The organism is Pseudomonas sp. JV241A (assembly GCF_900275665.1).
Lineage (GTDB): Bacteria > Pseudomonadota > Gammaproteobacteria > Pseudomonadales > Pseudomonadaceae > Aquipseudomonas > Aquipseudomonas wadenswilerensis.
In genome coordinates, this window is the sequence record NZ_OPYO01000002.1 from 41,097 (window position 1) to 65,394 (window position 24,298).

A 24,298-nucleotide genomic window follows, 5' to 3' on the forward strand; every position below is an offset into this window, starting at 1 on the left:
GTGGAAAAGCAAAATTGCAGCACTTTCCCTGTTGATGATGAAACGTAATCCATGAGCGTGTCGCGCGTTAAAAAAATCAGTGCCAAGAATCCTAAGATTACCATCGCTGTTATCGGCTTGCTGGGGGGGATGGCAACCGCGCTATTGTCCAACTGGGATAAGATTTTTGCCACCGAAGGTGTGGTCAAGGCAGCTTACTCCGGCTATCGACCGACTGGCGATTTTGAAACGGAGCTGCGCTACTACATCGAGGTCGTGGGCTTTCGCAAGCTCGTCGAGTCAACGCAGCGGGAGCTTGCCAAGCGTGCCAGGCTCGAGCTGTTGCTTGCGCATCCGGAAGAGGCCAAGAGCATTAATGCTTATTTTGACCTGGTCGCGCAGGAGGGTTTGAAGTTCGAAGATGTATTTCAGGAAGTGTTACCTGTCTATCAACGTCACTTCACTGTTGGGCAAATTCAAGCACTCAACAAATTTTATTCGACAGAGGTCATGCAGGACATGGTGAGGAAAACACCATTGCTTGCTCATGAACTTATGCCCATTCAAAGCAAGATGATCAATGCCTACAGTCAGCGCATTCAAGAACGCTTCAGTGCTGTATTGATGTCCGAATAAGATAAGAGATGTGTCCCAGCCGGGCTGGCCCATTGCGTCGCGGGGTAAGCCCGCTCCCACAGGAGGGGGGCAGCCGGCCCGGAAAACAAAAAAGGCCCAGGTATTCACCTGAGCCTTCATCGATATGGCGCACTCGGCGGGATTCGAACCCACGACCCCTGCCTTCGGAGGGCAGTACTCTATCCAGCTGAGCTACGAGTGCAACGCGGGCGCCATGATACCCATCTAGGCTGGCGGCGTCCATCGTCAGAATGACTGTGGTCGATTTCGCACATTCAAGGGGCTATAAGTGACGTTGATCCGAAAAAATCAGCCGCACAGCGCTTTTTGTTCTTTTTTTCGAACACCCTATTGTCCTTTCTCCTCGTTGATCCTAGGATTCGTTTGAGATTTCAAACGCTCTCCTTTTTCTACAATCAATAATTCGCGCCGTGCCTGCACGGTGCAGTTAAGGAAGCCCGACATGCAGCTTAAAGACGCCCAGTTGTTCCGCCAGCAAGCCTTCATCAATGGAGAGTGGCTGGACGCGGACAACGGCCAGACGATCAAGGTCAACAACCCGGCAACGGGCGAGATCATCGGCACTGTGCCGAAGATGGGCGCCGCTGAAACCCGCCGTGCCATCGAGGCCGCCGACAAGGCGCTGCCGGCCTGGCGCGCGCTGACCGCCAAAGAACGTGCTGGCAAGCTGCGTCGCTGGTTCGAGCTGATGATCGAGCACCAGGACGACCTGGCCCGCCTGATGACCACCGAGCAGGGCAAGCCACTGGCCGAAGCCAAGGGCGAGATCGTCTACGCCGCTTCCTTTATCGAGTGGTTCGCTGAAGAAGCCAAGCGCGTCTACGGCGACACCATCCCGGGTCACCAGCCAGACAAGCGCCTGATCGTGATCAAGCAGCCGATCGGCGTGACCGCGGCCATTACCCCGTGGAACTTCCCGGCGGCGATGATCACCCGTAAAGCCGGCCCGGCCCTGGCCGCTGGCTGCACCATGGTGCTCAAGCCTGCTTCGCAAACCCCGTACTCGGCCCTGGCCCTGGTTGAGCTGGCCACCCGTGCCGGTATCCCGGCTGGCGTGCTCAGCGTGGTGACCGGCAGCGCCGGCGACATCGGCAGCGAGCTGACCGGCAACCCGATCGTGCGCAAGCTGTCGTTCACCGGCTCCACCGAAATCGGTCGCCAGCTGATGGCCGAATGCGCCAAGGACATCAAGAAAGTTTCCCTGGAGCTGGGCGGCAACGCGCCGTTCATCGTGTTCGACGACGCAGACCTGGATAAGGCCGTCGAAGGCGCGATCATCTCCAAGTACCGCAACAACGGCCAGACCTGCGTTTGCGCCAACCGTATCTACGTTCAGGACGGCGTCTACGATGCCTTCGCCGAGAAGCTCAAGGCCGCTGTGGCCAAGCTGAAAATCGGCAATGGCCTGGAAGACGGCACCACCACTGGCCCGCTGATCGACAGCAAGGCCGTGGCCAAGGTCCAGGAACACATCGACGACGCCGTCGGCAAGGGCGCCAAAGTGCTCAGCGGCGGCAAGCTGATCGAAGGCAACTTCTTCGAGCCGACCATTCTGGTCGACGTGCCGAAGAACGCTGCCGTGGCCAAGGAAGAAACCTTCGGCCCGCTGGCGCCACTGTTCCGTTTCAAGGACGAGGCCGAAGTCATCGCCATGTCCAACGACACCGAGTTCGGCCTGGCCTCGTACTTCTATGCCCGTGACATGAGCCGTGTGTTCCGTGTCGCCGAAGCCCTGGAGTACGGCATGGTCGGTATCAACACCGGTCTGATCTCCAACGAAGTCTCGCCGTTCGGCGGTATCAAGGCCTCGGGCCTGGGCCGCGAAGGCTCCAAGTACGGCATCGAGGACTACCTGGAAATCAAATACCTGTGCATCAGCGTCTGATCGCAGCGTAAGGCTTTACCTCTGCCAGCGGGGCGCGAGAGCGACGTCTCGCTGGCCTTTTTACACCGTACACCCAGTGGCCTGGGCCCCTGCAGCAGTCGATCAACGCATGCTGCCTGCAGTTGAATACCGGCCACTCCGACTTGAATCGCGCCACCTTGTGTGTGGCGAATTGAGGACATTATGAGCAAGACCAACGAATCTTTGATGCAACGTCGTGTCGCCGCTGTTCCACGCGGTGTTGGCCAGATCCACCCGATCTTCGCCGAGTCGGCAAAAAACGCCACCGTCACTGACGTCGAAGGCCGCGAGTTCATCGACTTCGCCGGCGGTATCGCGGTACTGAACACCGGTCACGTGCACCCGAAGATCATCGCTGCCGTTGAAGCCCAGCTGCACAAACTGACCCACACCTGCTTCCAGGTGCTGGCTTACGAGCCTTACGTCGAGCTGTGCGAAAAGATCAACGCCAAGGTGCCAGGCGACTTCGCCAAGAAAACCCTGCTGGTCACCACCGGTTCCGAAGCGGTTGAAAACGCCATCAAGATCGCCCGTGCCGCCACCGGCCGTGCCGGCGTGATCGCTTTCACCGGCGCTTACCACGGCCGTACCATGATGACCCTGGGCCTGACCGGTAAAGTCGTGCCTTACTCGGCCGGCATGGGCCTGATGCCAGGCGGCATCTTCCGCGCCATCTACCCGAACGAGCTGCACGGTGTGAGCATCGACGACTCGATCGCTTCCATCGAACGCATCTTCAAGAACGACGCCGAAGCCCGTGACATCGCTGCCATCATCCTCGAGCCAGTTCAGGGTGAAGGTGGTTTCTACGTCGCGCCGAAAGAGTTCATGAAGCGCCTGCGTGCCCTGTGCGACCAGCACGGCATTCTGCTGATCGCTGACGAAGTACAGACCGGCGCTGGCCGTACCGGTACCTTCTTTGCGATGGAGCAGATGGGCGTTGCTCCAGACCTGACCACCTTCGCCAAATCCATCGCTGGCGGCTTCCCGCTGGCCGGTGTCTGCGGCAAGGCCGAGTACATGGACGCCATCGCGCCAGGCGGCCTGGGCGGCACCTACGCCGGTAGCCCGATCGCTTGCGCCGCGGCCCTGGCCGTGATGGAAGTGTTCGAAGAAGAAAAACTGCTGGACCGCAGCAAGGCCGTTGGCGAGCGTCTGGTCGCCGGCCTGCGCAAGATCCAGGACAAGCACCCGATCATCGGTGACGTGCGTGCCCTGGGTTCGATGATCGCTATCGAAGTGTTCGACAAAGCCGGTTCCCACACCCCGAACGCTGCCGCTGTAGCCTCGGTTGTGGCCAAGGCGCGTGACAAGGGCCTGATCCTGCTGTCGTGCGGCACTTACGGCAACGTCCTGCGTATCCTGGTTCCGCTGACCTCGCCTGATGAGCAACTGGACCAAGGTCTGGCAATCATCGAAGAGTGCTTCGCAGAACTCGCGTAAACTGTGACGCATTAGAAGAAAACCCGCTTCGGCGGGTTTTTTTTCGCCCAAAGGAAGGCCAGGGGGCTAAGGTTGCCTGTAAGTAGACACCCAGGAAGGTGCACTGGATTGCGTGTAGCGGAATATCGGGAGAGTTGTGTATGAGCGTTGTAGAGCCCGCCCAGGCACCGTGCGTGCTGATTGCCGAAGGCGACCCCTGGGTACGGGACATGCTGAGCCAGATGCTCCTCAGCGTGCGCTGCGATGCGCGTTTGCAGGTGTGTGCCGACGGCTCGCAAGCCCTGGCGGCGCTGGCCAGCAAGCCCGATCTGATCATCGCCGCGCGTGAGCTGCCCGGCGGCGATGGCCTCGACTTGCTGCGCAACGTGCGGGCCAAGGGCCGTCAGCCGGCGCTGCCGTTCATTCTCATGAGCAACCGCAGTGACGCCGCCAGTGTGCGCGAGGCGCTGCCGTTCGCGCCGACCGCCTACCTGAGCAAGCCGTTGAACATGGACTCCCTGCGTCAGCGCCTGGAAGACCTGTTGCTCAGCGCCGGGGAGGAGGTGGCTTGCCCGGTGCCGCCGTTGCAGCCAGGCTCAACCTTGCCGCGCTTCCTCGAGGGGCGCCGCGCCACCTCCGATGGCGGCCCGCTGTTTGCCGACGTGAAGCTGGCGATCAAGCGCAGCCTGCAACCCCAGGGGCTGGACCTCAAGGTGCTGGAAGCCGAGATCCGCAACGATCCACAGGTCACAGCCGTGCTCATCGCCGCTGCCAACAGCGCTGCACTGCATCGTGATGGCGCGGTGCAGAGTCTGATGCAGGCGCTGAACAAGCTGGGTACAACCCAGAGCATGAACCTGATCCTCGGGCTCGCGCTCAAGCGTAGCGCCAAGCTCAGCGATCCAATCCTGTCGCGCCATGCCGAGCATTTCTGGAACTTGTCGCTGCACACCGCCGAATACGCGCGCACCCTGGCGCGCATGCTCGAGCTCGACCAGGAACGCTGCTATTGCGCCGGCTTGCTGCATTGCCTGGGCGATCTGGCGCTGGTGCGTTGCTTGCAGGAATGGCAGCAGGCCGGGGGTGAGCTGGATGAGGATTCGGTGGAGCTGTCGCTCAACGAGTTTGCTGCGGCGTTTGGTTCAGCCTTGCGTACCCGCTGGCGTTTGCCGCTGGAGCTGCGTGAGCTGATTGCGGCGATCTACCAGTTGGGCGGTGGCGTGTATTCGCGCGATGCGCTGGTGATGAACCTGGCCGGGCAGCTGGCACGCTTGCCGGCAGATCAGGGGCTGGAAGGCTTGGCCGAGAGCAAGACCGCGCGGTTGCTCAAGGTGGGGCTGGCGGAGCTGGGCAGGTTGCGCAAGATTTGAGATTTTGGGGCCGCTGTGCGGCCCAATCGCTGGCAAGGCAGCTCCCACAGGGTTTGCATGCCTCGGCCCTTGTGGGAGCTGGCTTGCCAGCGATGCTTTTCAGCCTCTTACAATCTGATTCTTGCCCTGGCGCTTGGCCTGGTACATCGCCGCATCCGCCCGGGCAAACAGGCTGTCCAGCGATTCATCGTCCTCGGTGATCCCGGTCAGCCCCTGACTCACCGTCACCCCGAAGACCTTGTCTTCATGGCTGAAGCTCAAGCGCTGAATCTCGCGTTGCAGGCGTTCGGCAATCTGCTGGGCAATCTCCGGCGTGCAACCCGGGAACACTGCCGCAAACTCTTCACCACCAATACGCCCGAACTGATCACCGCGGCGCAAAACCGCCTTGCCGGTATCAGCAATGCGCTGCAGCACATAGTCACCTTCCTGATGCCCGTAGGTGTCGTTGATCTGCTTGAAGTCATCGATGTCGAGCAGCAGGAACGCTAATGGCGTCTGCTGCAGCCGCGCGGTTTCGAAGGCGTGCTGGGCACACTCGAAAAAGTGCCGACGGTTGCTGCTCTGGGTCAGCACGTCGGTGGTGGCCAAGCGCTGCAGTTCGCCTTCGAGCTGCTTCTTTTCGGTGATGTCCTCGGCCATGCCGACAATGATTACCCGCTGGTCCGGATCGGACTGCTGGTTGATGAAGCACTTGTCGCTGATCCAGCGCACCTGGCCGTCGGCGGCGATGATGCGGTACTCGCGGTCTTCCACCGCGCCTTTGACCAGCACTTCAGCCAGGCTGCGTTCGGCGTAGTCGAGGTCGTCGGGGTAAATGCTGTCGCGCCACTCATTGAAGTCGGCCAACAGCAGCCCGGCGGGGCGGCCAAAAATGCGTTCGTAGGCGGGGCTGACGTAGAGCACCTGGCGGCTTTCCCAGTCGAATGCCCAAAGCACCGCGTTGACGCTGTCGAGCAATGAACTGAACAACTGCTCGCGCTCGCTCAGGCGTGCGACTTCGCCTTGGGCATGCATCAGCGCCAGAAGGGTTTGGGCGGCTTCAGGTGGCGGGTTGCAGGCCAGGGTAGTTGGTTTGTTCTTGACCATTTGCGCGGAAATTCTCACGACTGGGGCGTGCGGCCACGACCCGGCCCGCCACGCGGGCGATATGCCTGTCAGAGTGAGATTAGGCGGGTAAGTTCCGGTCGGCGCGCCGCTAAGCGGGCGCGCCGATCAACGGCATCAGGCCAGGGCAGGGCGCAGCGAGTAGGTCTTGAGCTGGGCGGCAAAGTCGCGCAGTGACTGGATGCCGCTGGCCTCGGCTTCGTGGACCCAGTCCTTCATGGCGGCGAGCATGTCGTGGCCGTTGGCGCTGGTGCGTGCCCAGATCTGTTGCAGGGCCAGGCGTTTCTCGTAGATGGTCTTGAGTGCCTGGCTGTGCTCGAGCATGGTCTGGATGCGCAGGTGGTGACGGTCTTCCAGCAGGCTGGTTTCCCGCGACAGCAAGCGCTTGGCACGGCGGAACTGGTGGCGCACCGAATCGTCGACCCGCGCCAGTTCCTGCTTGACCAGCGGCGCGATCACCAGCTTGCGGTACTGGGCCATGATCTGGAAGCGGTTGTTGAGGATCGCCATGGCGGTGTCCATGTCCAGCTGGCCCTTGCCTTCGACCCGGTGGGCGATAGGCGCGACGCGCTGCACCTTGGCCAGGCGCAGCCAGCAGAACAGCTTGATCCAGGCCCAGCCCATGTCGAACTCCCAGCGCTTGACCGAGAGCTTGGCCGAATTGGGGTAGGTGTGGTGGTTGTTGTGCAGCTCTTCACCGCCAATGATGATGCCCCAGGGCACCAGATTGGTGGCGGCGTCGCGGCATTCGAAGTTGCGATAGCCGACTGCGTGGCCCAGGCCATTGACCACGCCGGCAGCCCAGAACGGAATCCACATCATCTGCACCGCCCAGATGGTGATGCCCGCGGTGCCGAACAGCAGCAGGTCGATCACCGCCATCAGGGCGATGCCGCCGAGCTTGTAGCGGCTGTAGAGGTTGCGTTCGATCCAGTCTTCCGGGCAGTTCTTGCCGTAGATACGCAGGGTTTCCGGGTTCTGTGCCTCTTCGCGGTACAGCTCGGCGCCCTTGCGCAGTACTGTGGACAGGCCCTTGATCACCGGGCTGTGCGGGTCGTCGACGGTTTCGCATTTGGCGTGGTGCTTGCGGTGGATAGCGGTCCACTCGCGGGTGTTCTGCGCCGTGGTCAGCCACAGCCAGAAACGGAAAAAGTGCTTGAGCCCGGCGTTGAGTTCCAGCGAGCGGTGGGCGGAATAACGGTGCAGGTAAACGGTGACACTGACGATGGTCACATGCGTCATTACCAGGGTAACTGCCAGCAATTGCCACACTGACAAGTTGAGCAAACCTTCGTACCACATAGGCGAAATGGCCCTCAAAAACATAGGGAACAGCGGGAAACATTATCCCTGCGCCAGCAAATAAAACCAGTCGGCCTTTTAGATAGGAGGTCACCGGATGTTTCTACCCTATAATCCCCACAAATATTTGTGGGTTTGCCCGGGACCTTATGTCTGCTTCCATTCGAGACGCCATGCGCATGGCGGCGCTCTACCTCGTGCTATCGGTACTGTGGCTGGCGCTGTCTGATCAGTTATTGAACAGTCTTTTCGATGCGCCGGAGCATATCGCCCGCTGGCAGCTGATCAGCGCGCATTTCTGGGTGTTGTGTAGCGCCTTGCTGATTTTTGTCTCGCGCGCCCGCCTGCTCAATTTCATCGGCGTCGGTGTGCGCTTGCGCCGCGAGGACCGCGAGCGCCTGCGCATGGCTGCCGCGGTGTTCGACAGCACCCTGGAAGGGGTATTGGTGACCGACCGCGATGGCCTGATCGTGCACGTGAACCGGGCGTTCATGCAGATCACCGGCTACGACAAGGACGAAGTGCTCGGCCAGCGCCCGAGCAAGTTCAAATCCGGCCGTCACGGTGCGCCGTTCTACCAGCAGATTTACGCCACCCTGGCGGAGAAGGGCGAGTGGAGCGGCGAGATCTGGAACCGGCGCAAAAGCGGCGAGGTGTATCCGCAGTGGCAGACGATTTGCGCCATCCGCGATGACAGCGGCGAGTTGAGTCATTACGTCGCGGTGTTCAGCGACATCAGCGCGATCAAGCATTCTGAGCGTGAGCTGGCGTATCTCGCTCATCACGACCCGCTCACCGACCTGCCCAACCGCCTGCTGTTCAACGACCGCACCGAGCAGGCACTGGCGGCGGCCCAGGCCAACAAGCGCGGCTGCGCCTTGCTGTTGCTCGACCTGGACCACTTCCAGAGCATTAACGACAGCCTCGGCCACAACATCGGCGACCAGTTGCTCAAGGCTGTCGGTGAGCGCTTGAAGGCGCTGCTGGGCAACGGCGTGACCCTGGCCCGCCTGGGTGGTGACGAATTTGCCGTACTGGCCGAGAACTGCCCGCAGGTGGGCCAGGCCGCCGCTTTGGCGCAGAGCATCATCGACGGCATGAAAGCGCCGTTCGAGGTCGATGGCCAGCGCCTGTTCATCAGCGTCAGCATCGGCATCAGCCTGTTCCCCAGCGACGCCCTGAGCGCCGAGCAATTGTTGCGCAATGCCGATTCTGCGCTGTTCAAGGCCAAGAGCAACGGCCGCGCGGGCTATGCGCTGTACACCGAAGAGCTGACCGCCCATGCCCAGCAGCGGGTCGAGACCGCCGGCGAGCTGCGTCGGGCATTGGAGCAGGAAGAACTCAGGGTGTATTACCAGCCCGTGCATGACCTGTTCAGCGGCAAGATGATCGGCGTCGAGGCGCTGGTGCGCTGGCAGCATCCGCAGCGCGGGCTGGTGCCGCCCGGGGAGTTCATCCCGATTGCCGAGCGCACCGGGCTGATCGCCGATATCGACACCTGGGTGCTGCGTCAGGCCTGCCTGCAGATGGTGCAATGGCAGGCCGAGGGGCGGGCGCTGGAGTTTGTTGCGGTGAACATTTCCAGCCGGCTGTTTGGCCATCGTGACCTTTACCAGCAGGTCGCCCAGGTGCTCCACGACACGGCGCTGGACCCGGCCGTACTGGAGCTGGAAGTTACCGAAAGCGCGGTGATGGAAGACCCTGAGGTGGCCCTTGAACAACTGCATCGCCTGCGTGAGCTGGGCTTGCGACTGGCCATCGATGACTTTGGCACCGGCTATTCGTCGTTGCTGCGGCTCAAGCGCCTGCCGGTGCAAAAGCTCAAGATCGACCAGGGTTTTGTCGCCGGCTTGCCCTGTGATGAAGACGATGTGGCGATCGTGCGGGTGATCATCGCCCTGGCCCGGAGCATGGGCATGCTGGTGCATGCCGAGGGCATCGAGCAAGCCGAGCAGGCGCGCTTTCTGCTGGAGCAACAGTGTCAGCTGGGCCAGGGCTACTGGTTCGGGCGGCCGGTGCCGGCGCAGCAATTGCGCTGGGCCTGAGGGCCCTATCGCGGGGCGGCGATCCGACTTGCCCCGCGAAACTCTATTTCAGTTATATAAAAATTCTTAAATAGTATTTTTAAGAATATTCGCGCCCCCCTAAGATTGCCCTCAAGCCAGGCGCAGTCGCTCCCCTTCACGCACTGCACGGCACCCATATCACAGGAGCACGAGCATGAGCGCATCTCTGCGTAGCGTTGACGGTCAGGACGAAGCCACCATTCTGCGCGAAATCCAGAGCGCCCTGCGCGACCTGCGGTTTGGCGCGGTGGAAATCACCGTGCACAACGCCCAGGTCGTGCAGATCGAACGCAAGGAAAAGTTCCGCCTGCAGAACCCCGGCAACAAGCCCAGCTGATTATCGCGCCACCTAATTAGAAAAATACGCCAATCGGGAGCTTCACCATGTCCATCCGCCGTTATGCCCTGGCCGCCCTCGCCAGCGCCGTTTTTGCCGGTTCCGCAATCGCCAAGGACTACGAACTGCTGAACGTGTCCTATGATCCGACCCGCGAGTTGTATCAGCAGTACAACGCCGAGTTCGTCAAGCACTGGCAGCAGGCTCACCCGGACGACAAGGTGAAGATCCAGCAGTCCCACGGTGGTTCGGGCAAGCAGGCCCGCGCGGTGATCGACGGCCTGCGCGCCGACGTGGTGACCCTGGCCCTGGCGGGCGACATCGACGAAGTGGCCAAGCTCGGCAAGACCCTGCCGGACAACTGGCAGACCCGCCTGCCGGACGCCAGCACCCCCTACACCTCGACCATCGTGTTCCTGGTGCGCAAGGGCAACCCGAAAGGTATCAAGGACTGGGGCGACCTGATCAAGAAAGACGTCTCGGTCATCACCCCGAACCCGAAAACCTCCGGCGGCGCCCGCTGGAACTTCCTCGCCGCCTGGGCCTACGGCCTGAAAGCCGGCGGCAGCGAGGCCAAGGCCCAGGAATACGTCAAGGAGCTGTTCAAGCACGTACCGGTACTGGACACCGGCGCCCGTGGCTCGACCATCACCTTCGTCAACAACGGTCAGGGTGACGTGTTGCTGGCCTGGGAAAACGAAGCCTTCCTGGCCCTCAAGGAAGACGGTGGCGCCGACAAGTTCGACATCGTCGTGCCGTCGCTGTCGATCCTCGCCGAGCCGCCCGTGGCGGTGGTCGACAAGAATGCGCAGAAGAAGGGCAACGAACAGATCGCCGAGGAATACCTCAAGCACCTGTACAGCCCGGCCGGGCAGAAAATTGCCGCCGAGAACTTCTACCGCCCGCGTGATCCGAAAGTCGCTGCCGAATACGCCAAGCAGTTCCCGAAACTGGACCTGGTGACTATCGACAAAGACTTCGGTGGCTGGAAGACTGCCCAACCCAAGTTCTTCAACGATGGTGGCGTGTTCGACCAGATCTACACGGCGCAGTGATGCAATGCCCGTCAGGATAATCGCCGTTCAGTAGCCAGCATGGGCCCGGGATTCGTCCCGGGCTTCGTGCGTTCAACCAGGGACCTTTATGTCACGTCGTATTTCCCCCGTCATACCCGGCTTCGGGCTGACGCTGGGCTACACCTTGGTGTACCTCAGCCTGATTGTGCTGATACCGCTGGCCGCCATGTTCATACATGCCGCCCAGCTCACCTGGGAGCAGTTCTGGGCCATCGTCAGTGCACCGCGGGTGCTCGCGGCGCTCAAGCTGAGCTTCGGCACTGCCCTCTACGCGGCCATCATCAACGGCATCATCGGCACCCTGCTGGCCTGGGTGCTGGTGCGCTATACCTTCCCCGGACGCAAGATCATCGATGCGATGATCGACCTGCCGTTCGCCCTGCCCACGGCCGTTGCCGGTATCGCGCTGACCGCGCTGTACGCACCGGCCGGCCTGGTCGGCCAGTTTGCCACCGACCTGGGCTTCAAGATCGCCTACACCCCGCTGGGTATCACCCTGGCGCTGACCTTCGTGACCTTGCCGTTCGTGGTGCGTACGGTGCAGCCGGTGCTGGCCGACATTCCCCGTGAAGTCGAAGAAGCTGCCGCCTGCCTGGGCGCCAAGCCGCTGCAGGTGTTTCGCTACGTACTGGCGCCAGCGCTGTTGCCGGCCTGGCTGACGGGTTTTGCCCTGGCCTTTGCCCGTGGCGTTGGCGAGTACGGCTCGGTGATCTTCATCGCCGGCAACATGCCGATGAAGACCGAGATCCTGCCGCTGCTGATCATGGTCAAGCTCGACCAGTACGACTACACCGGCGCCACCGCTATCGGCGTGTTGATGCTGGTGGTTTCCTTCATCCTGTTGCTGCTGATCAACTTGCTGCAGCGGCGCATCGAAACCCCTTGAAGGAGGCTACGTCCATGTCTGCGAATTCTATTGGCGCGGCCGCTTCGGCCAATGCCGCCCGCCGTGGCAGCGCCACTTCACGGCGTATCCTGATCAGCCTTGGCTGGTTGATTTTCGCCCTGTTCCTGCTGCTGCCGCTGGTGATCGTGGTGTCCCAGGGCCTGAAAATGGGCCTGGGGACGTTCTTCGAGGCGATCTTCGAGCCCGACGCCTTGTCGGCGCTGAAGCTGACCCTGATCGCCGTGGCCATCTCGGTGCCGCTGAACCTGGTGTTCGGCGTCAGCGCCGCCTGGTGCGTGAGCAAGTACAACTTCCGTGGCAAGAGCATCCTGGTCACGCTCATCGACCTGCCGTTCTCGGTGTCGCCGGTGATCGCAGGTCTGGTCTACGTGCTGATGTTCGGCGCCCAGGGCCTGTTCGGGCCGTGGCTGCAGGATCACGACATCCAGATTGTCTTCGCCTTGCCGGGCATCGTCCTGGCGACCATCTTCGTCACCGTGCCGTTCGTGGCCCGTGAACTGATCCCGCTGATGCAGGAGCAGGGCACCCAGGAAGAGGAGGCTGCGCGCCTGCTCGGTGCCAACGGTTGGCAGATGTTCTGGCACGTGACCCTGCCCAACATCAAATGGGGTCTGATCTACGGCGTGGTGCTGTGTACCGCGCGGGCGATGGGTGAGTTCGGTGCGGTGTCGGTGGTGTCCGGGCATATTCGCGGGGTGACCAACACCTTGCCGCTGCACGTCGAGATCCTCTACAACGAATACAACCACGTTGCGGCCTTCAGCGTCGCCAGCCTGTTGCTGATCCTGGCGCTCTTCATCCTGCTGCTCAAGCAGTGGAGCGAGTCCCGTATTAACCGTCTGCGCCATAACGCGGCGGAGGAATAATTCATGTCGATCGAAGTTCGTAACGTCAGCAAGCGCTTCAACGCTTTCCAGGCTCTGGACAGCATCAACCTGGATATCCACAGCGGCGAGCTGGTGGCCTTGCTCGGCCCGTCCGGCTGCGGCAAGACCACCCTGCTGCGGATCATCGCGGGGCTGGAAACCCCTGACCAGGGCAGCATCGTCTTTCACGGCGAAGACGTCTCCGGCCACGACGTGCGTGATCGCAACGTCGGTTTCGTGTTCCAGCACTATGCGCTGTTCCGCCACATGAGCGTGTTCGACAACGTCGCCTTCGGCTTGCGCATGAAGCCCAAGGGCGAGCGCCCGAGCGAGAGCAAGATTGCCGAAAAGGTCCACGAGCTGCTGAATATGGTCCAGCTCGACTGGCTCAGCGACCGTTACCCGGAACAGTTGTCGGGCGGCCAGCGCCAGCGTATTGCCCTGGCCCGCGCCCTGGCGGTGGAGCCCAAGGTGCTGCTGCTCGACGAGCCGTTCGGGGCGCTGGACGCCAAGGTGCGCAAAGAGCTGCGCCGCTGGCTGGCACGCCTGCACGAGGACATCAACCTGACCTCGGTGTTCGTCACCCATGACCAGGAAGAAGCCATGGAAGTCGCCGACCGTATCGTGGTGATGAACAAGGGCGTGATCGAGCAGATCGGCTCGCCGGGCGAGGTCTATGAGAACCCGGCCAGTGATTTTGTTTATCACTTCCTCGGCGACTCCAACCGCCTGCACCTGAGTGAAGGCCACCATGTGCTGTTCCGCCCTCATGAAGTGTCGCTGTCGCGTCACGAGATCGAGGGCCACCACCCGGCCGAAGTGCGTGATATCCGCCCGCTGGGGGCAACTACCCGGGTGACCTTGAAGGTCGAAGGGCAGAGCGAGCTGATCGAGGCCGAGGTGGTCAAGGACCATGACAGCCTGAGCGGGCTGGCACGGGGCGAGACCTTGTTCTTCAAGCCCAAGGTCTGGCAGAAAGTGGCCAACATCTGAAGGCCTCATCGCGGGGCAAGCCCGCTCCCACAATTTGATCTCCTGTGGGAGCGGGCTTGCCCCGCGATGGCTTCACCACACCCCAATCTTCACCACGCTATCCTCCCGCGGCTCGCCATAACGAAACCACTGCCCACGCCGCTCGATTTCGGCATGGCTGATGGTGGTCCGCCGCTTCAAGCCCCTCAGCCATTCGAACAAGTAGCCCTGGTGCGTCTCGCGCACATCCGCATAGGCCGGATCCGCGCCTAGGTCGTGCAACTCCTGCGGGTCATTGAGCAGGTCGAACAGTTGCGCGCGAAAGCCGTCATAGGCCAGGTACTTCCAGCGCTCGCTGCGCACCATGGTCATCCGGCAACGGTCGATTGGCTGGCCCAGGCGCTCACGGGCCGGGGCCTGGAAGGCATAGTCGTACTCGGCGATGGCGTAGTGACGCCAGTCGCTGGCCGTGCCATGCAACAAAGGGATCAACGAGCGCCCCTCCAGCCGATGCTCGGCACTCGGCAGCCCCAGCGCGTCGAGAAAGGTCGGCAGCGCATCGATGGTTTCCACCAAGCGCTCATCCACCGTGCCCCGGCTGACATCGGCCGCCGCGCGCGGATCACGCACGATCAGTGGCACACCCACCGCCGGCTCGAGGAGAAACTCCTTTTCGCCCAGGCCGTGGTCGCCGAGGAAATCGCCGTGATCGCTGGTGAACACGATCAGCGTGTCATCCCAGCGCCCATTGCTTTGCAACACATCGAGCAGGCGCCCGAGCTGGTCGTCGATCTGTTTGATCAGGCCCATGTAGGTGGGGATCACTTTCAGGCGTACTTCTTCGCGAGAGAAGTTGAGGCTTTCCTGGTGCTGGCGGAACGCGGCATACACCGGGTGATTGTTGTCTTGCCGAACGGGTATGGCTGCCTGCACCTGGCTGGCGCGGTACAACGCGTGGTACGGCGCGGGGGCGATGTAGGGCCAGTGCGGCTTGATGTACGACAGGTGCAGGCACCAGGGCTGCTCGCCCTGGGCCTGGATGAAGTCGATGGCGCGGTCGGTGGTGTAGACCGTCTCCGAATGCTGCTCGGGCAGGCGCGTGGGCAGGTCGGCGTTGCGCATGTGCCAGCCGCTGAGGACTTCACCGTCGTCGCCTTCGGCGGCATTGGCCCAGCTGTGCCAGGGGTTGTCGCCGGCAAAGCCGTGGTCGCGCAGGTAGCGGGTGTAGGGCGCGCTTTCGCGTTTGTCGGCGAACAGCGGATCGTCGGGGAAGATCCCGTCGTGACGGGCAACGGGCTCGAAACCCACCTCGTTGAGTTGTTCGGCCATGCTCCCGAGCGGGTCGATGGCCAGTTGTTGCAAGGCTTCCTGGTTCGGCGTGGCGTGGGTCTTGCCCACCAGCGCGGTGCGAACTCCGGCGGGCCGCAGGTAGTCACCGAGGGTCAGTTCATCCAGCGGCAGCGGCACGCCGTTCCAGGCCACCTGATGGCTGCTGACGTAACGTCCGGTGTAGGCCGACATCCTCGACGGGCCGCAGATGGTGCCTTGGGTATAGGCGCGGCTGAAGCGCACCCCGGCGGCGGCCAGGCGGTCGATGTTCGGTGTGTGCAGGTGGCGGTGGCCGTAGCACGAGAGGTAATCGCGACGCAGTTGGTCGCACATGATGTACAGCACGTTGCGCACGGCAGTGGGGTGGGGCATGGCAGTCACCTGAGCGAATTTCAGGTGACTGTTTTCGCCGCCCGGGGCGCGCATCACAAGCGCATTTGGCGAATGCTGGCGATGCATGCCGCGCAATGGCTCAGATCGCCAGCTGCTCCAGGTTGCAGGCATCCAGGGCACGGTCGGCCTGGTCGGTGAGGATGATCTGCTCGATCATCGCCTCGGCCAGCGGCGACAGGCGCAGGCGCGCCTGGCTGACGATGCCATAGCGGGTGTAGAGCTCTTCGCAGTCGTCAGCCAGCCCGTCGATGCTCAGCCGCAGCAGCTTGCCGGCGGCATTGTGCAGGGCATCGCTGTACGAGCCGCAGATGCCGATGGCATCGGAGTTGAGCACTACACCGAGCAGGCTGTAGCTGTTTTCGCATTCGACATTGGCGACGAAATCCGGGCGGCCGCTCAGGTCGGCGATCACCTTGCGCAGGTTTGGCGGGCGCAAGGTGACGGCCAAGGGGTACTGCAACAGCTGCTCGGCGCTGACGCTGGGCAGCGCCGCCAGCGGATGCCCGGCACGGCAGCAGAAGTGCCAGCGCCGTGGGCGCAGGCGCAGGGTCTGGTACTGCGGATCGGCTTCGAAGTTACGGGTGTCGGCGACGAAGAACTCGAACTCCTCGGCCAGCAGGCGCTTGTTCAGGCTTTGCCAGTCATCGACCTGAAACTGCACTCGTGCCTTGGGGTAGCGGCCGATGAACCCGCCAATCGCCCGTGGTACCAAGCCCGCTGCGGGCGCGGGACCGCAGCCGAAACGCAGCTCGCCTGCCTCCAGACCATTGAACTGGCTGATCTCGTTGCTCAGCTGGCGCGCGCCGCTGATCAGCCGCCGCGCGTGTTCGAGCACCACCAGGCCTTGCTTGGTCGGCGGCAATTCCTTGTGCGAGCGGTCCACCAACTGGCAGCCGGCACTGTGCTCCAGGGCCTGGATGCTACGGCTGAAGGCCGATTGCGAGAGGTTCACCGCGGTCGCCGCGGCGACGAAGCTGCGGTGCTCGGCGAGGGCGATCAGGTGGCGGAGTTGGCGCAGGTCTATATGCATTTTTCACATAAAAAGTATCGGGCAAATGCATTTGCTCTGCCTCTGGTGCACTCCTTATAAAGGCAATCTCTTATGCAGTAAATGTATGTCCAATCATAAATAAATAACTGAAAGGAATATAAATTCCTTTGCCAGGAGCCGCCCATGAGCCCGACCCTTCGCGCTGCACCCTTGTCTTCACGGCGGCTCCAGCGCCTGCCCCTGGCCTTGCTGCTGGCTGGTAGCGCCCACTGGTTGCCGGCCCAGGCCGCAGAATCGGTAAAGCCTGAGGTCAAGGCCAGCGACAGTCAGCTCAAGACCGTCACTGTCACCGCCCGGCGCCGCGAAGAGAGCGCGCAGAGCGTGCCGACGCCGATCAGCGTGCTCGACGGCCAGGCCCTGGAAAGCCAGCGGGTCTATCGCATCCAGGACCTGCAGCAACTGGTGCCCAGCGTCAACGTCGCTTACATGCATGCGCGCCAGTCCAGCGTGTCGATTCGCGGTCTTGGCAACAACCCGGCCAGTGATGGCCTGGAAGGCAGCGTTGGCCTGTACCTGGACAACGTCTACCTCGGCCGCCCGGGCATGGCGGTGTTCGACCTCATGGACATCGAGCAACTGGAAGTGCTGCGTGGCCCGCAAGGCACGCTGTTCGGCAAGAACACCACCGCCGGGGTGATCAACATCAGCACTCGCGCGCCAAGCTTCACCCCCGAGCGCAGCATCGAAACCTCGGTGGGCGAGGATGGCTACTTCCAGACCAAGGGCACCTTGTCCGGGCCCTTGAGCGAGACCCTGGCCGGGCGCATTTCGGCCTACCGCACGCGCAACGACGGCGACATCAAGAACGAGTTCGACGGCCACACCCTCAACGGCGGTTCGCGCCAGGGCTTTCGCGGCCAACTTTTGTACAAGCCCAACGAGCAGTTCAACCTGCGCTGGATCGGCGACTACAACGAAGAGGATTCCAGCGCCGGCACCCGCCTGCTGTACAGCACCGGGCCGACCATCAATGGCGTCAACCGCTATGAAGCGCGGGCCCAGGCGGCCGGGGCGACGCTGGTCGATGGCAGCAAGCGCAAGGTCAATCTCGATGACGATCAGCAGGTCACGGTGTTCCAGGGCGGTACTTCGCTGGAAGCCAACTGGACCCTGGCCAACGACTTCACCCTGACCTCGGTGAGCTCCTACCGCTGGTGGGACTTCACCCCGCGCAACGACGATGGCCTTAACGTACCGGCGGCCTACAACGCCGGGGTCTCGGTGCGCGATAAACAGTACTCGCAGGAATTTCGCCTGGCCTCGCCCACTGGCGGCTTCTTTGACTATGTAATCGGTGCCTACTACTTCGGCTCGGATCTGGATAACAAATCCTTCGTTCATTACGGTCCGCAGGCCGATATCTGGAACGGCACGCCGGCCGGCGCATTGGCCAACGTCAGCAGTGTCGGCAAGGGGCATATCGAGACCGACAGCTTCGCCCTGTTCGCCCAGGGCACCTGGCACCTCACCGAGCGTCTGGACTTCACCGCCGGGGTGCGCGGCACCTATGAAGAGAAAAGCGCCTGGGTCGATCGCGCCGCGCCGGTGGGTGGTGCAGCGGTTGCAGGCGCTGCGGCAACCGCGCGCCAGGGCCGGGTTGGCGCCTATGATTCCGGCGACCTCAACCAGTACAGCACCAGCCCTTCGGGCTTGCTCAACCTGAGTTATCGCTTCACCGATGACCTGCTCGGCTATGCCACTTTGTCCCACGGCGAGAAGTCCGGTGGCGTCAACCTGGCGGTGGGCACGGCGCCGGTGGCGGGTGCCGACTCGCTGCTGATCGGCACCGAGCGCGCCAATAACGCCGAGCTGGGCTTGAAGAGCACCCTTTGGGACCGCCGTCTGCAGCTCAACGCCAACCTGTTCTGGACTGAGGTGCACGGCTACCAGACCAACGCCTACGACGACGCCAACCGCGTGCAATACCTGACCAACGCCGGCTCCGTGCGCTCACGCGGGGTGGAGCTGGAAAGCACCCTGATCCCGGTGCGCGGTCTGACCCTGAACCTCAATGGCTCCTACAACGACGTTCGGTACCTGTCCTACAAAGACGCCCCGTGCGCGCCGGAAGTCGCCTTGCAACCGGGTGCACCCGCGGCCTGCGACTTGAGCGGCCATCAAGTGGTCGGCGCGTCGAAATGGATCGCCAACGCCAATGGCCAATACCAGTGGGACCTGGACAACGGCCTGCAGCCTTACGTCACCGCCAGCTACGCGTTCCGTTCCAAGGCGGTGGGTACGGTCGAGGATTCGGACTTCGCGCAGATCCCCAGCTATGCCGTGGTCAACCTGTCCACCGGCCTGCGTGGCGACCTAGGCCAGGGCCAGTGGGACGTCTCGCTGTGGCTGAAGAACGCCTTCGACAAGACTTACTACACCACCCTCTGGAGCGCGGCCAACGGCGGCTATGAAGGCCTGCTGGGCACCCCGCGAACCTTGGGTGTAACTGGCCGCTACGACTTCTGAAACGGCGTTTTGCCATGCCTTTGCCGAATATTTTTCATGCCGTAGAGGCATGGAGTTTCAGGTGATTAGCGCCAGCCCTTGAATGGCGCGGCTTAGAGCGGTTCGGTTGATTTGTATATGTGTTTTTGTTCTATCTATAACTTTAAAAATTACTTTAAGACATAAGTAACAGAAGTTGATGATCCACCCCAGCGAAGGCAACTGACCTGCCTTCGACGAAACGCACTCACGTCCCAGGAGTTGATCAATGGGTAATGTCCAGACCGCCGCCAGTGCTCACGATGTGCTTTGGCGCCAGACGCCGAGCGGCGAGCTGGTCGACCTCGGTCGCCCGCTGCGGTTGCCGCTGGCGCAGTTGCGCCTGCAAAGCACACCGAAAAGCGCGCTGAGCCGTCGGGAGAAAATTCTGCTCGGGGTGTTTGCCCTGGCCTTGCACGGAGCGGTGGCGTACTGGGTCAGCCAGGCGCCAACCCCGGTGTTGCCGGTGGTACCGCCGGAAATTCCGCCGATGACCATCGAGTTTTCGCAACCGGCGCCCCCGGCTGTCGAGCCGCCACCGCCGCCACCGCCGGCAGTGGTCGAGCCGCCGCCACCGGTCGTCGATGAACTGGCCGCCAAGCCTGCACCGAAACCGGTACCCAAGCCCAAGCCTAAACCTGTGCCCAAACCGGTACCCAAACCTGCGCCCAAGGCTGTCGAGCAACCGCCTGCACCGCCACAACCGGCAGCACCGCCAACGCCTCCCGCACCCGCGGCGCCAGCCCCGGTGACGCCGGCTTCGGCCAACGCCGGGTACCTGAAGAACCCGGCGCCGGAGTACCCGTCGCTGGCCCAGCGTCGCGGTTGGGAAGGCACGGTGTTGTTGCGGGTACAGGTGCTGGCCAGCGGCAAGCCGGGAGACATCCAGATTCAGAAAAGCAGTGGCCGCCAGCAACTCGACGCCGCCGCCCTGGCGGCGGTCAAGCGCTGGAGCTTCGTCCCGGCCAAGCAGGGCGACGTAGCCCAGGACGGCTGGGTCAGCGTACCCATCGACTTCAAGATCCGCTAATTCGCGCTAACAGAAGAGAGTATTGATCATGACTGTATTGGCATCCCCCCTCGAATCCATCGAAAGCGCGGTGATCTGGCTGCTGGTGGGCTTCTCTGTCGTCACCTGGGGCCTGGCCCTGGTCAAGGGCGTGCAGTTCGTGCGCCTGAAGAACCAGGACAAACGCTTCCACAAACAGTTCTGGGCGGCTTCAAGCCTGGATTCAGCTGCCGAACTCAGCCATGCACAACCCGGTGCCGCAGCCCGTGTCGCCCAGGCCGGTTATGCCGCCATTGCTGTCGGCGAACCCGGACAGCAGGCCAGTGACCTGAGCCAGGCGATCAACCATCAGGACCGCCTAGAACGCGCCCTGCGCCAGCAGATCGTCCGTGAGCGCCGTTCGCTGGAAACCGGTCTGGCGGTAGTCGCCAGTATCGGCAGCACCTCGCCCTTCATCGGCCTGTTCGGCACTGTGTGGGGGATCATGGAAGCACTCAAGGGCATCAGCGCCGCAGGCTCGGCGAGCCTGGAAACCGTGGCCGGGCCGATCGGTGCGGCGCTGGTCGCCACCGGTGTGGGTATCGCCGTCGCGGTGCCGGCGGTACTGGTCTACAACTACTTCCTGCGCCGCCTGAAGCTGACCGCCGCCGACCTTGATGACTTTGCCCACGACTTCTACAGCCTGGCGCAGAAGAGCGCGTTCCGGGTGCTGGTGCACCCTGCTGCCTACAAGGCCGTCGCTGGCCAGAACACCCAGAAAGTGAAGGAGGCATCCTGATATGGCCTTCTCGACCCAGGACAGTGACGAAGTACTCAGCGAGATCAACGTAACGCCGCTGGTGGACGTGATGCTGGTGCTGCTGGTGGTGTTCATCGTCACCGCGCCACTGCTGACCAACGCCATTCCGATCAACCTGCCCAAGACCGAGGCCGTGGCCCCGGTGGAGCAGAAGAACCCGCTGGTGGTCAGTATCGACGGTGGCGGCAAGCTGTTCATCAACAAGGACGAGATCCAGCCCGATCTGCTGGAAACCAGCCTGCAGGCGGCCAAGGCCAAGGACCCGGAGCTGCGCGTGCAGCTGCAGGCCGACGATGGCGTGAATTATGGGGAAGTGGCACGGGCCATGGCCTCGATCGAACGTGCGGGTATCACCAAGCTGTCGGTGATCACCGCCCGCTGAGCAACATCTCTCAGGCAATGCTTCAGGGACCGGTCCTTCGGCAGGGGGTGGTCCCTTTTTTTATGGCCCCTGTAGGAGCGGGCTTGCCCCGCGATTAGCCCAGTCCTTTTTGTAGTTTGGTTATTAATAAATAGCTTCTTATTCCTTTACGAATATAACCACCCCCCTATACTTGGCCTCATGCACGCAAACGCAGCAGGAGGCGTCCCCATGCGCAACGAGTCGATCCGTTACCTGATTGTGCCGGGCTGGCAAGGTTCGCCAGACGATCATTGGCAAACTCACTGGCAGCAGGTGCTGCCCAACAGCGCCCGGGTCGAACAAGCCGACTGGTTGACCCCGCAACGCCAGGACTGGGTGGCCGTACTCGAGCAAGCCGTGGCTGCCGAGGAATCGCCGGTGATCCTTATCGCTCACAGCCTGGGTTGCATCACCGTTGCCCATTGGGCGGCACAAGCCAGCGCGACCCTGTTGCGCCGCGTACGGGGTGCCTTGCTGGTGGCCCCGGCGGACGTCGAACGCCCGACCTGCGCACCGGCGCTGCGTAACTTCGCACCAATTCCCCAACTGCTGCTGCCGTTCCCCAGCCAGGTGGTCAGCTCTGACAACGATCCGGCCGTGAGCGCCCCGCGGGCCATGCAGCTGGCCCGTGCCTGGGGCGCCGAGACGGGCTTTCTCGCCGGTGCCGGGCATATCAACGTCAAGTCCGGGCACCGCCGCTGGGAGCAGGGTTTCGCCTACCTGTACCGCCTGCAGAACCGTCTGGAACAGCACGCCCTACGCCGCGCCTGACCTTCAGGCGCTGACCATTTGCCTTGATTCGAACGCCCGGCCGGATAGCGCCAAGGGCGGGAGTTTGCCATGAGTAATCACGACACCTTCGGCCAGCCTTTGCTGACGTTTCCTGAACTGGACAAGAGCCCGTTGAGCATCCGCGCCAAAGCGCTGGTGTTCGTCGACCCGCGTTCGCGGCAACTGCGCGAGGAGCTCGAGCTGCTCGCGCCCCTGGCCCTGCCGGTGCTGATCCGCGGCGAGACCGGGACCGGCAAGGAGCTGCTGGCCAGGCAGATTCACCGCGCCAGCGATCGCGGCGGGCTATTTGTTTCGGTCAATTGCGCAGCGATCAGCCCGACCTATGCCGACGCCGAACTGTTCGGTTACAGCGCCGGTGCCCACAGCGGCGCGGCCAGCAGCCGGGCAGGCTGGTTTGGCTCGGCCAATGGCGGCACCCTGTACCTGGACGAAATCGCCGACTTGCCGCTGCCGATCCAGATCAAGCTGCTGTCGGCACTGGAGAACCGCGAAGTCACCCGCGTCGGTGCCCAGCAACCGAACCCGGTGGATGTGCGCCTGGTCGCCGCGTCGAGCATTGACTTGGCTGAGGCGGTGCGCGCTGGCAAGTTCCACGACCGCCTTTACCACTACCTGCGCGAAGGCCGGTTGGAGCTGCCGGCCTTGCGCGAGCGGGTCGGCGATATCCTGCCGCTGGCCGAGTATTTTGTCGGTATCTACAGCCCGCGGCTGAACCTGGCGGTGCCCTTGATCAGCGAAGCGGCGCAGCGGTTGTTGGAACTGCACAGCTGGCCGGGCAATACCCGGGAGCTTGAGAACGTCATTCACTTCGCGCTGCTGGTCAGCAGCGGTGAAGAAATCCTCCCGCAGCATCTGAACCTGCCGACACCGTTGAGCGCTCTGACCAGCCAGTTGGAGCAGTTGCTCAGCCTTGGCGAGCCGGGTGAGCGCAGTGCGCTGCAACAACTGCTGGAGAAGACGCTGTTGCGCCTGGCGCAACCAGTCGCCTGACCCCATGCATGGGGTGCATGGAAGCGTCCGTTAAAAATGGAATAAGTAGCTAAATAAAAGATATTGTTCCGGCATAAAAAATCTCGGTATTGTCCGCTTCAAGCCAGCTAGCAAAGTGCTGGCAACCCTCACCTTCGCCGTCGCCCGATGGCCGTGTATTCGAATAAGGACTGCGCATGAAAAAGGCTCTGTTGTTGACTGCTCTGGCGGCCGCTCTGTCGGTTGCAGGTTTTGCCCAGGCGGGTGAGAAGCTGGTAGTTGCCGCTACCCCGGTTCCGCACGCGGAAATCCTCGAGCTGATCAAGCCAACCCTGGCCAAGGAAGGTGTGGACCTGGAGATCAAGGTATTCACCGACTACGTGCAGCCTAACGTGCAGGTCGACCAGAAGCGCCTGGACGCCAACTACTTCCAGACCCTGCCGTACCTGAAGAACTTCAACGAAGGCAAAGGCACCCACCTGGAAACCGTGATTGGCGTACACGTCGAACCGTTCGGCGGCTACTCGAAGAAGGTCACCAAGCTGAGCGAACTGAAGGACGGCGCTACCGTTGCCATCCCTAACGAAGGCAGCAACAGCGGTCGTGCCCTGCTGCTGTTGCAGAAGGCTGGCCTGATCACCCTGAAGGATCCGAAGAACGCCCTGGCGACGCCGAAAGACATCGCCGAGAACCCGAAGAAGCTGAAGTTCCGCGAGCTTGAATCGGCCATGCTGCCGCGTGTGCTGGATCAGGTCGACCTGGACATGATCAACACCAACTACGCCCTGGAAGCCGGCCTGAACCCGGCCAAGGATGCCCTGGTGATCGAAGGCGCTGATTCGCCGTACGTGAACTTCCTGGTGGCCCGTCCGGACAACAAGGACAGCGACGCCATCCAGAAGCTGGCCAAGGCACTGACCAGCCCAGAAGTGAAAACCTTCATCGAGAAGAAGTACAGCGGCGCGGTACTGCCGGCGTTCTAAGAGGCTACACACACATCCTGTGGGAGCGGGCTTGCCCCGCGATGCGATCTACCAGTCAAATCGCATCGCGGGTCAACCTTGCTCCCACAGTGCATTCAATTCCCCGCATTGACCGCCCG

21 protein-coding genes and 1 tRNA gene are annotated in these 24,298 nt (G+C 62.4%); 17 read left to right on the top strand and 5 right to left on the bottom strand.

What is annotated here, in order from left to right:
- Positions 1-51: 51 nt before the first annotated feature.
- A complete protein-coding gene (locus tag JV241A_RS00260; protein WP_134061170.1) occupies positions 52-615 on the top strand; it encodes a DUF2059 domain-containing protein in 564 nt (187 codons plus the stop codon).
- A gap of 125 nt (positions 616-740) precedes the next feature.
- Here JV241A_RS00260 and JV241A_RS00265 read toward each other — a convergent pair.
- Positions 741-817: transfer RNA gene (locus JV241A_RS00265), tRNA-Arg, on the bottom strand.
- A gap of 261 nt (positions 818-1,078) precedes the next feature.
- On the opposite strand from JV241A_RS00265, the gene gabD reads away from it, so the two are divergent.
- The 3 genes from gabD (at position 1,079) to JV241A_RS00280 (ending at position 5,334) form a co-directional block, all read left to right on the top strand.
- Positions 1,079-2,521, top strand: a complete 1,443-nt coding sequence (gene gabD, locus JV241A_RS00270) for an NADP-dependent succinate-semialdehyde dehydrogenase (RefSeq protein WP_115089476.1) — start codon at positions 1,079-1,081, stop codon at positions 2,519-2,521.
- Between the two features lie 183 nt (positions 2,522-2,704).
- The gene (gabT, locus tag JV241A_RS00275) at positions 2,705-3,985 is read left to right on the top strand and encodes a 4-aminobutyrate--2-oxoglutarate transaminase (protein ID WP_038997739.1); all 1,281 of its coding nucleotides are present in this window, start codon (positions 2,705-2,707) and stop codon (positions 3,983-3,985) included.
- 140 nt (positions 3,986-4,125) lie between these two features.
- Positions 4,126-5,334, top strand: coding sequence for a response regulator (locus JV241A_RS00280; RefSeq protein ID WP_134061171.1), 1,209 nt, complete (start codon positions 4,126-4,128; stop codon positions 5,332-5,334).
- 99 nt (positions 5,335-5,433) lie between these two features.
- On the opposite strand, the gene JV241A_RS00285 is transcribed toward JV241A_RS00280, so the two are convergent.
- Both JV241A_RS00285 and desA read right to left on the bottom strand, forming a co-directional pair.
- Entirely contained in the window at positions 5,434-6,423 is a 990-nt protein-coding gene (locus tag JV241A_RS00285) for a sensor domain-containing diguanylate cyclase (protein ID WP_115089474.1), read from the bottom strand.
- A 135-nt stretch (positions 6,424-6,558) separates the two neighbouring features.
- Positions 6,559-7,743 carry a delta-9 fatty acid desaturase DesA gene (gene desA, locus JV241A_RS00290; RefSeq protein WP_115089473.1) on the bottom strand — a complete coding sequence of 395 codons (1,185 nt, stop codon included), beginning with the start codon at positions 7,741-7,743 and terminating at the stop codon, positions 6,559-6,561.
- A 149-nt stretch (positions 7,744-7,892) separates the two neighbouring features.
- On the opposite strand from desA, the gene dibA reads away from it, so the two are divergent.
- The 6 genes from dibA (at position 7,893) to JV241A_RS00320 (ending at position 13,988) form a co-directional block, all read left to right on the top strand.
- The gene (gene dibA / locus JV241A_RS00295; RefSeq protein ID WP_134061172.1) at positions 7,893-9,788 is read left to right on the top strand and encodes a phosphodiesterase DibA; all 1,896 of its coding nucleotides are present in this window, start codon (positions 7,893-7,895) and stop codon (positions 9,786-9,788) included.
- A gap of 175 nt (positions 9,789-9,963) precedes the next feature.
- Complete coding sequence (gene oscA, locus JV241A_RS00300; RefSeq protein WP_007941032.1) at positions 9,964-10,146, top strand: sulfur starvation response protein OscA; 183 nt, start codon at positions 9,964-9,966, stop codon at positions 10,144-10,146.
- 47 nt (positions 10,147-10,193) lie between these two features.
- Positions 10,194-11,201: a sulfate ABC transporter substrate-binding protein gene (locus JV241A_RS00305; RefSeq protein ID WP_115089471.1), complete on the top strand. Its 1,008-nt coding sequence runs from the start codon at positions 10,194-10,196 to the stop codon at positions 11,199-11,201.
- Between the two features lie 88 nt (positions 11,202-11,289).
- Positions 11,290-12,108: a sulfate ABC transporter permease subunit CysT gene (gene cysT / locus JV241A_RS00310; RefSeq protein WP_010222098.1), complete on the top strand. Its 819-nt coding sequence runs from the start codon at positions 11,290-11,292 to the stop codon at positions 12,106-12,108.
- Between the two features lie 14 nt (positions 12,109-12,122).
- The gene (gene cysW, locus JV241A_RS00315; RefSeq protein ID WP_038997732.1) at positions 12,123-12,995 is read left to right on the top strand and encodes a sulfate ABC transporter permease subunit CysW; all 873 of its coding nucleotides are present in this window, start codon (positions 12,123-12,125) and stop codon (positions 12,993-12,995) included.
- Between the two features lie 3 nt (positions 12,996-12,998).
- A complete protein-coding gene (locus JV241A_RS00320; RefSeq protein ID WP_010222100.1) occupies positions 12,999-13,988 on the top strand; it encodes a sulfate ABC transporter ATP-binding protein in 990 nt (329 codons plus the stop codon).
- Positions 13,989-14,060: 72 nt separating this feature from the next.
- Here the strand turns inward: JV241A_RS00320 and JV241A_RS00325 are convergent, their stop codons facing one another.
- Both JV241A_RS00325 and JV241A_RS00330 read right to left on the bottom strand, forming a co-directional pair.
- Positions 14,061-15,668: an alkaline phosphatase family protein gene (locus JV241A_RS00325; RefSeq protein ID WP_134061173.1), complete on the bottom strand. Its 1,608-nt coding sequence runs from the start codon at positions 15,666-15,668 to the stop codon at positions 14,061-14,063.
- A 100-nt stretch (positions 15,669-15,768) separates the two neighbouring features.
- Positions 15,769-16,719, bottom strand: coding sequence for a LysR family transcriptional regulator (locus JV241A_RS00330; RefSeq protein ID WP_115089470.1), 951 nt, complete (start codon positions 16,717-16,719; stop codon positions 15,769-15,771).
- 144 nt (positions 16,720-16,863) lie between these two features.
- Between JV241A_RS00330 and JV241A_RS00335 the strand changes: the two genes are divergently transcribed.
- The 7 genes from JV241A_RS00335 (at position 16,864) to JV241A_RS00365 (ending at position 24,179) form a co-directional block, all read left to right on the top strand.
- A complete protein-coding gene (locus tag JV241A_RS00335) occupies positions 16,864-19,206 on the top strand; it encodes a TonB-dependent receptor (protein WP_115089469.1) in 2,343 nt (780 codons plus the stop codon).
- Positions 19,207-19,453: 247 nt separating this feature from the next.
- Entirely contained in the window at positions 19,454-20,254 is an 801-nt protein-coding gene (locus JV241A_RS00340; RefSeq protein ID WP_134061174.1) for an energy transducer TonB, read from the top strand.
- 28 nt (positions 20,255-20,282) lie between these two features.
- The gene (locus JV241A_RS00345; protein WP_115089467.1) at positions 20,283-21,011 is read left to right on the top strand and encodes a MotA/TolQ/ExbB proton channel family protein; all 729 of its coding nucleotides are present in this window, start codon (positions 20,283-20,285) and stop codon (positions 21,009-21,011) included.
- Position 21,012: 1 nt separating this feature from the next.
- On the top strand, positions 21,013-21,414 hold the full coding sequence (locus tag JV241A_RS00350; RefSeq protein WP_134061175.1) for a biopolymer transporter ExbD: 402 nt from the start codon (positions 21,013-21,015) through the stop codon (positions 21,412-21,414).
- Positions 21,415-21,624: 210 nt separating this feature from the next.
- Positions 21,625-22,206, top strand: a complete 582-nt coding sequence (locus JV241A_RS00355; protein ID WP_115089466.1) for an alpha/beta hydrolase — start codon at positions 21,625-21,627, stop codon at positions 22,204-22,206.
- Between the two features lie 69 nt (positions 22,207-22,275).
- The gene (locus tag JV241A_RS00360) at positions 22,276-23,217 is read left to right on the top strand and encodes a sigma 54-interacting transcriptional regulator (RefSeq protein ID WP_134061176.1); all 942 of its coding nucleotides are present in this window, start codon (positions 22,276-22,278) and stop codon (positions 23,215-23,217) included.
- Positions 23,218-23,393: 176 nt separating this feature from the next.
- On the top strand, positions 23,394-24,179 hold the full coding sequence (locus tag JV241A_RS00365; protein ID WP_115089464.1) for a MetQ/NlpA family ABC transporter substrate-binding protein: 786 nt from the start codon (positions 23,394-23,396) through the stop codon (positions 24,177-24,179).
- The last annotated feature ends 119 nt before the right edge of the window (positions 24,180-24,298 follow it).

What these genes read in the sequence shown, in the direction of transcription:
- JV241A_RS00320 (WP_010222100.1), top strand. Translation starts at nt 12,999, where the DNA reads ATGTCGATCGAAGTTCGTAACGTCAGCAAGCGCTTCAACGCTTTCCAG.
- cysT (WP_010222098.1), top strand. Translation starts at nt 11,290, where the DNA reads ATGTCACGTCGTATTTCCCCCGTCATACCCGGCTTCGGGCTGACGCTG.
- JV241A_RS00350 (WP_134061175.1), top strand. Translation starts at nt 21,013, where the DNA reads ATGGCCTTCTCGACCCAGGACAGTGACGAAGTACTCAGCGAGATCAAC.
- oscA (WP_007941032.1), top strand. Translation starts at nt 9,964, where the DNA reads ATGAGCGCATCTCTGCGTAGCGTTGACGGTCAGGACGAAGCCACCATT.
- JV241A_RS00285 (WP_115089474.1), bottom strand. Translation starts at nt 6,423, where the DNA reads ATGGTCAAGAACAAACCAACTACCCTGGCCTGCAACCCGCCACCTGAA.
- JV241A_RS00365 (WP_115089464.1), top strand. Translation starts at nt 23,394, where the DNA reads ATGAAAAAGGCTCTGTTGTTGACTGCTCTGGCGGCCGCTCTGTCGGTT.
- JV241A_RS00360 (WP_134061176.1), top strand. Translation starts at nt 22,276, where the DNA reads ATGAGTAATCACGACACCTTCGGCCAGCCTTTGCTGACGTTTCCTGAA.
- JV241A_RS00335 (WP_115089469.1), top strand. Translation starts at nt 16,864, where the DNA reads ATGAGCCCGACCCTTCGCGCTGCACCCTTGTCTTCACGGCGGCTCCAG.
- JV241A_RS00345 (WP_115089467.1), top strand. Translation starts at nt 20,283, where the DNA reads ATGACTGTATTGGCATCCCCCCTCGAATCCATCGAAAGCGCGGTGATC.
- JV241A_RS00355 (WP_115089466.1), top strand. Translation starts at nt 21,625, where the DNA reads ATGCGCAACGAGTCGATCCGTTACCTGATTGTGCCGGGCTGGCAAGGT.
- JV241A_RS00330 (WP_115089470.1), bottom strand. Translation starts at nt 16,719, where the DNA reads ATGCATATAGACCTGCGCCAACTCCGCCACCTGATCGCCCTCGCCGAG.
- dibA (WP_134061172.1), top strand. Translation starts at nt 7,893, where the DNA reads ATGTCTGCTTCCATTCGAGACGCCATGCGCATGGCGGCGCTCTACCTC.
- JV241A_RS00325 (WP_134061173.1), bottom strand. Translation starts at nt 15,668, where the DNA reads ATGCCCCACCCCACTGCCGTGCGCAACGTGCTGTACATCATGTGCGAC.
- JV241A_RS00305 (WP_115089471.1), top strand. Translation starts at nt 10,194, where the DNA reads ATGTCCATCCGCCGTTATGCCCTGGCCGCCCTCGCCAGCGCCGTTTTT.
- desA (WP_115089473.1), bottom strand. Translation starts at nt 7,743, where the DNA reads ATGTGGTACGAAGGTTTGCTCAACTTGTCAGTGTGGCAATTGCTGGCA.
- gabD (WP_115089476.1), top strand. Translation starts at nt 1,079, where the DNA reads ATGCAGCTTAAAGACGCCCAGTTGTTCCGCCAGCAAGCCTTCATCAAT.
- JV241A_RS00260 (WP_134061170.1), top strand. Translation starts at nt 52, where the DNA reads ATGAGCGTGTCGCGCGTTAAAAAAATCAGTGCCAAGAATCCTAAGATT.
- JV241A_RS00340 (WP_134061174.1), top strand. Translation starts at nt 19,454, where the DNA reads ATGGGTAATGTCCAGACCGCCGCCAGTGCTCACGATGTGCTTTGGCGC.
- gabT (WP_038997739.1), top strand. Translation starts at nt 2,705, where the DNA reads ATGAGCAAGACCAACGAATCTTTGATGCAACGTCGTGTCGCCGCTGTT.
- cysW (WP_038997732.1), top strand. Translation starts at nt 12,123, where the DNA reads ATGTCTGCGAATTCTATTGGCGCGGCCGCTTCGGCCAATGCCGCCCGC.
- JV241A_RS00280 (WP_134061171.1), top strand. Translation starts at nt 4,126, where the DNA reads ATGAGCGTTGTAGAGCCCGCCCAGGCACCGTGCGTGCTGATTGCCGAA.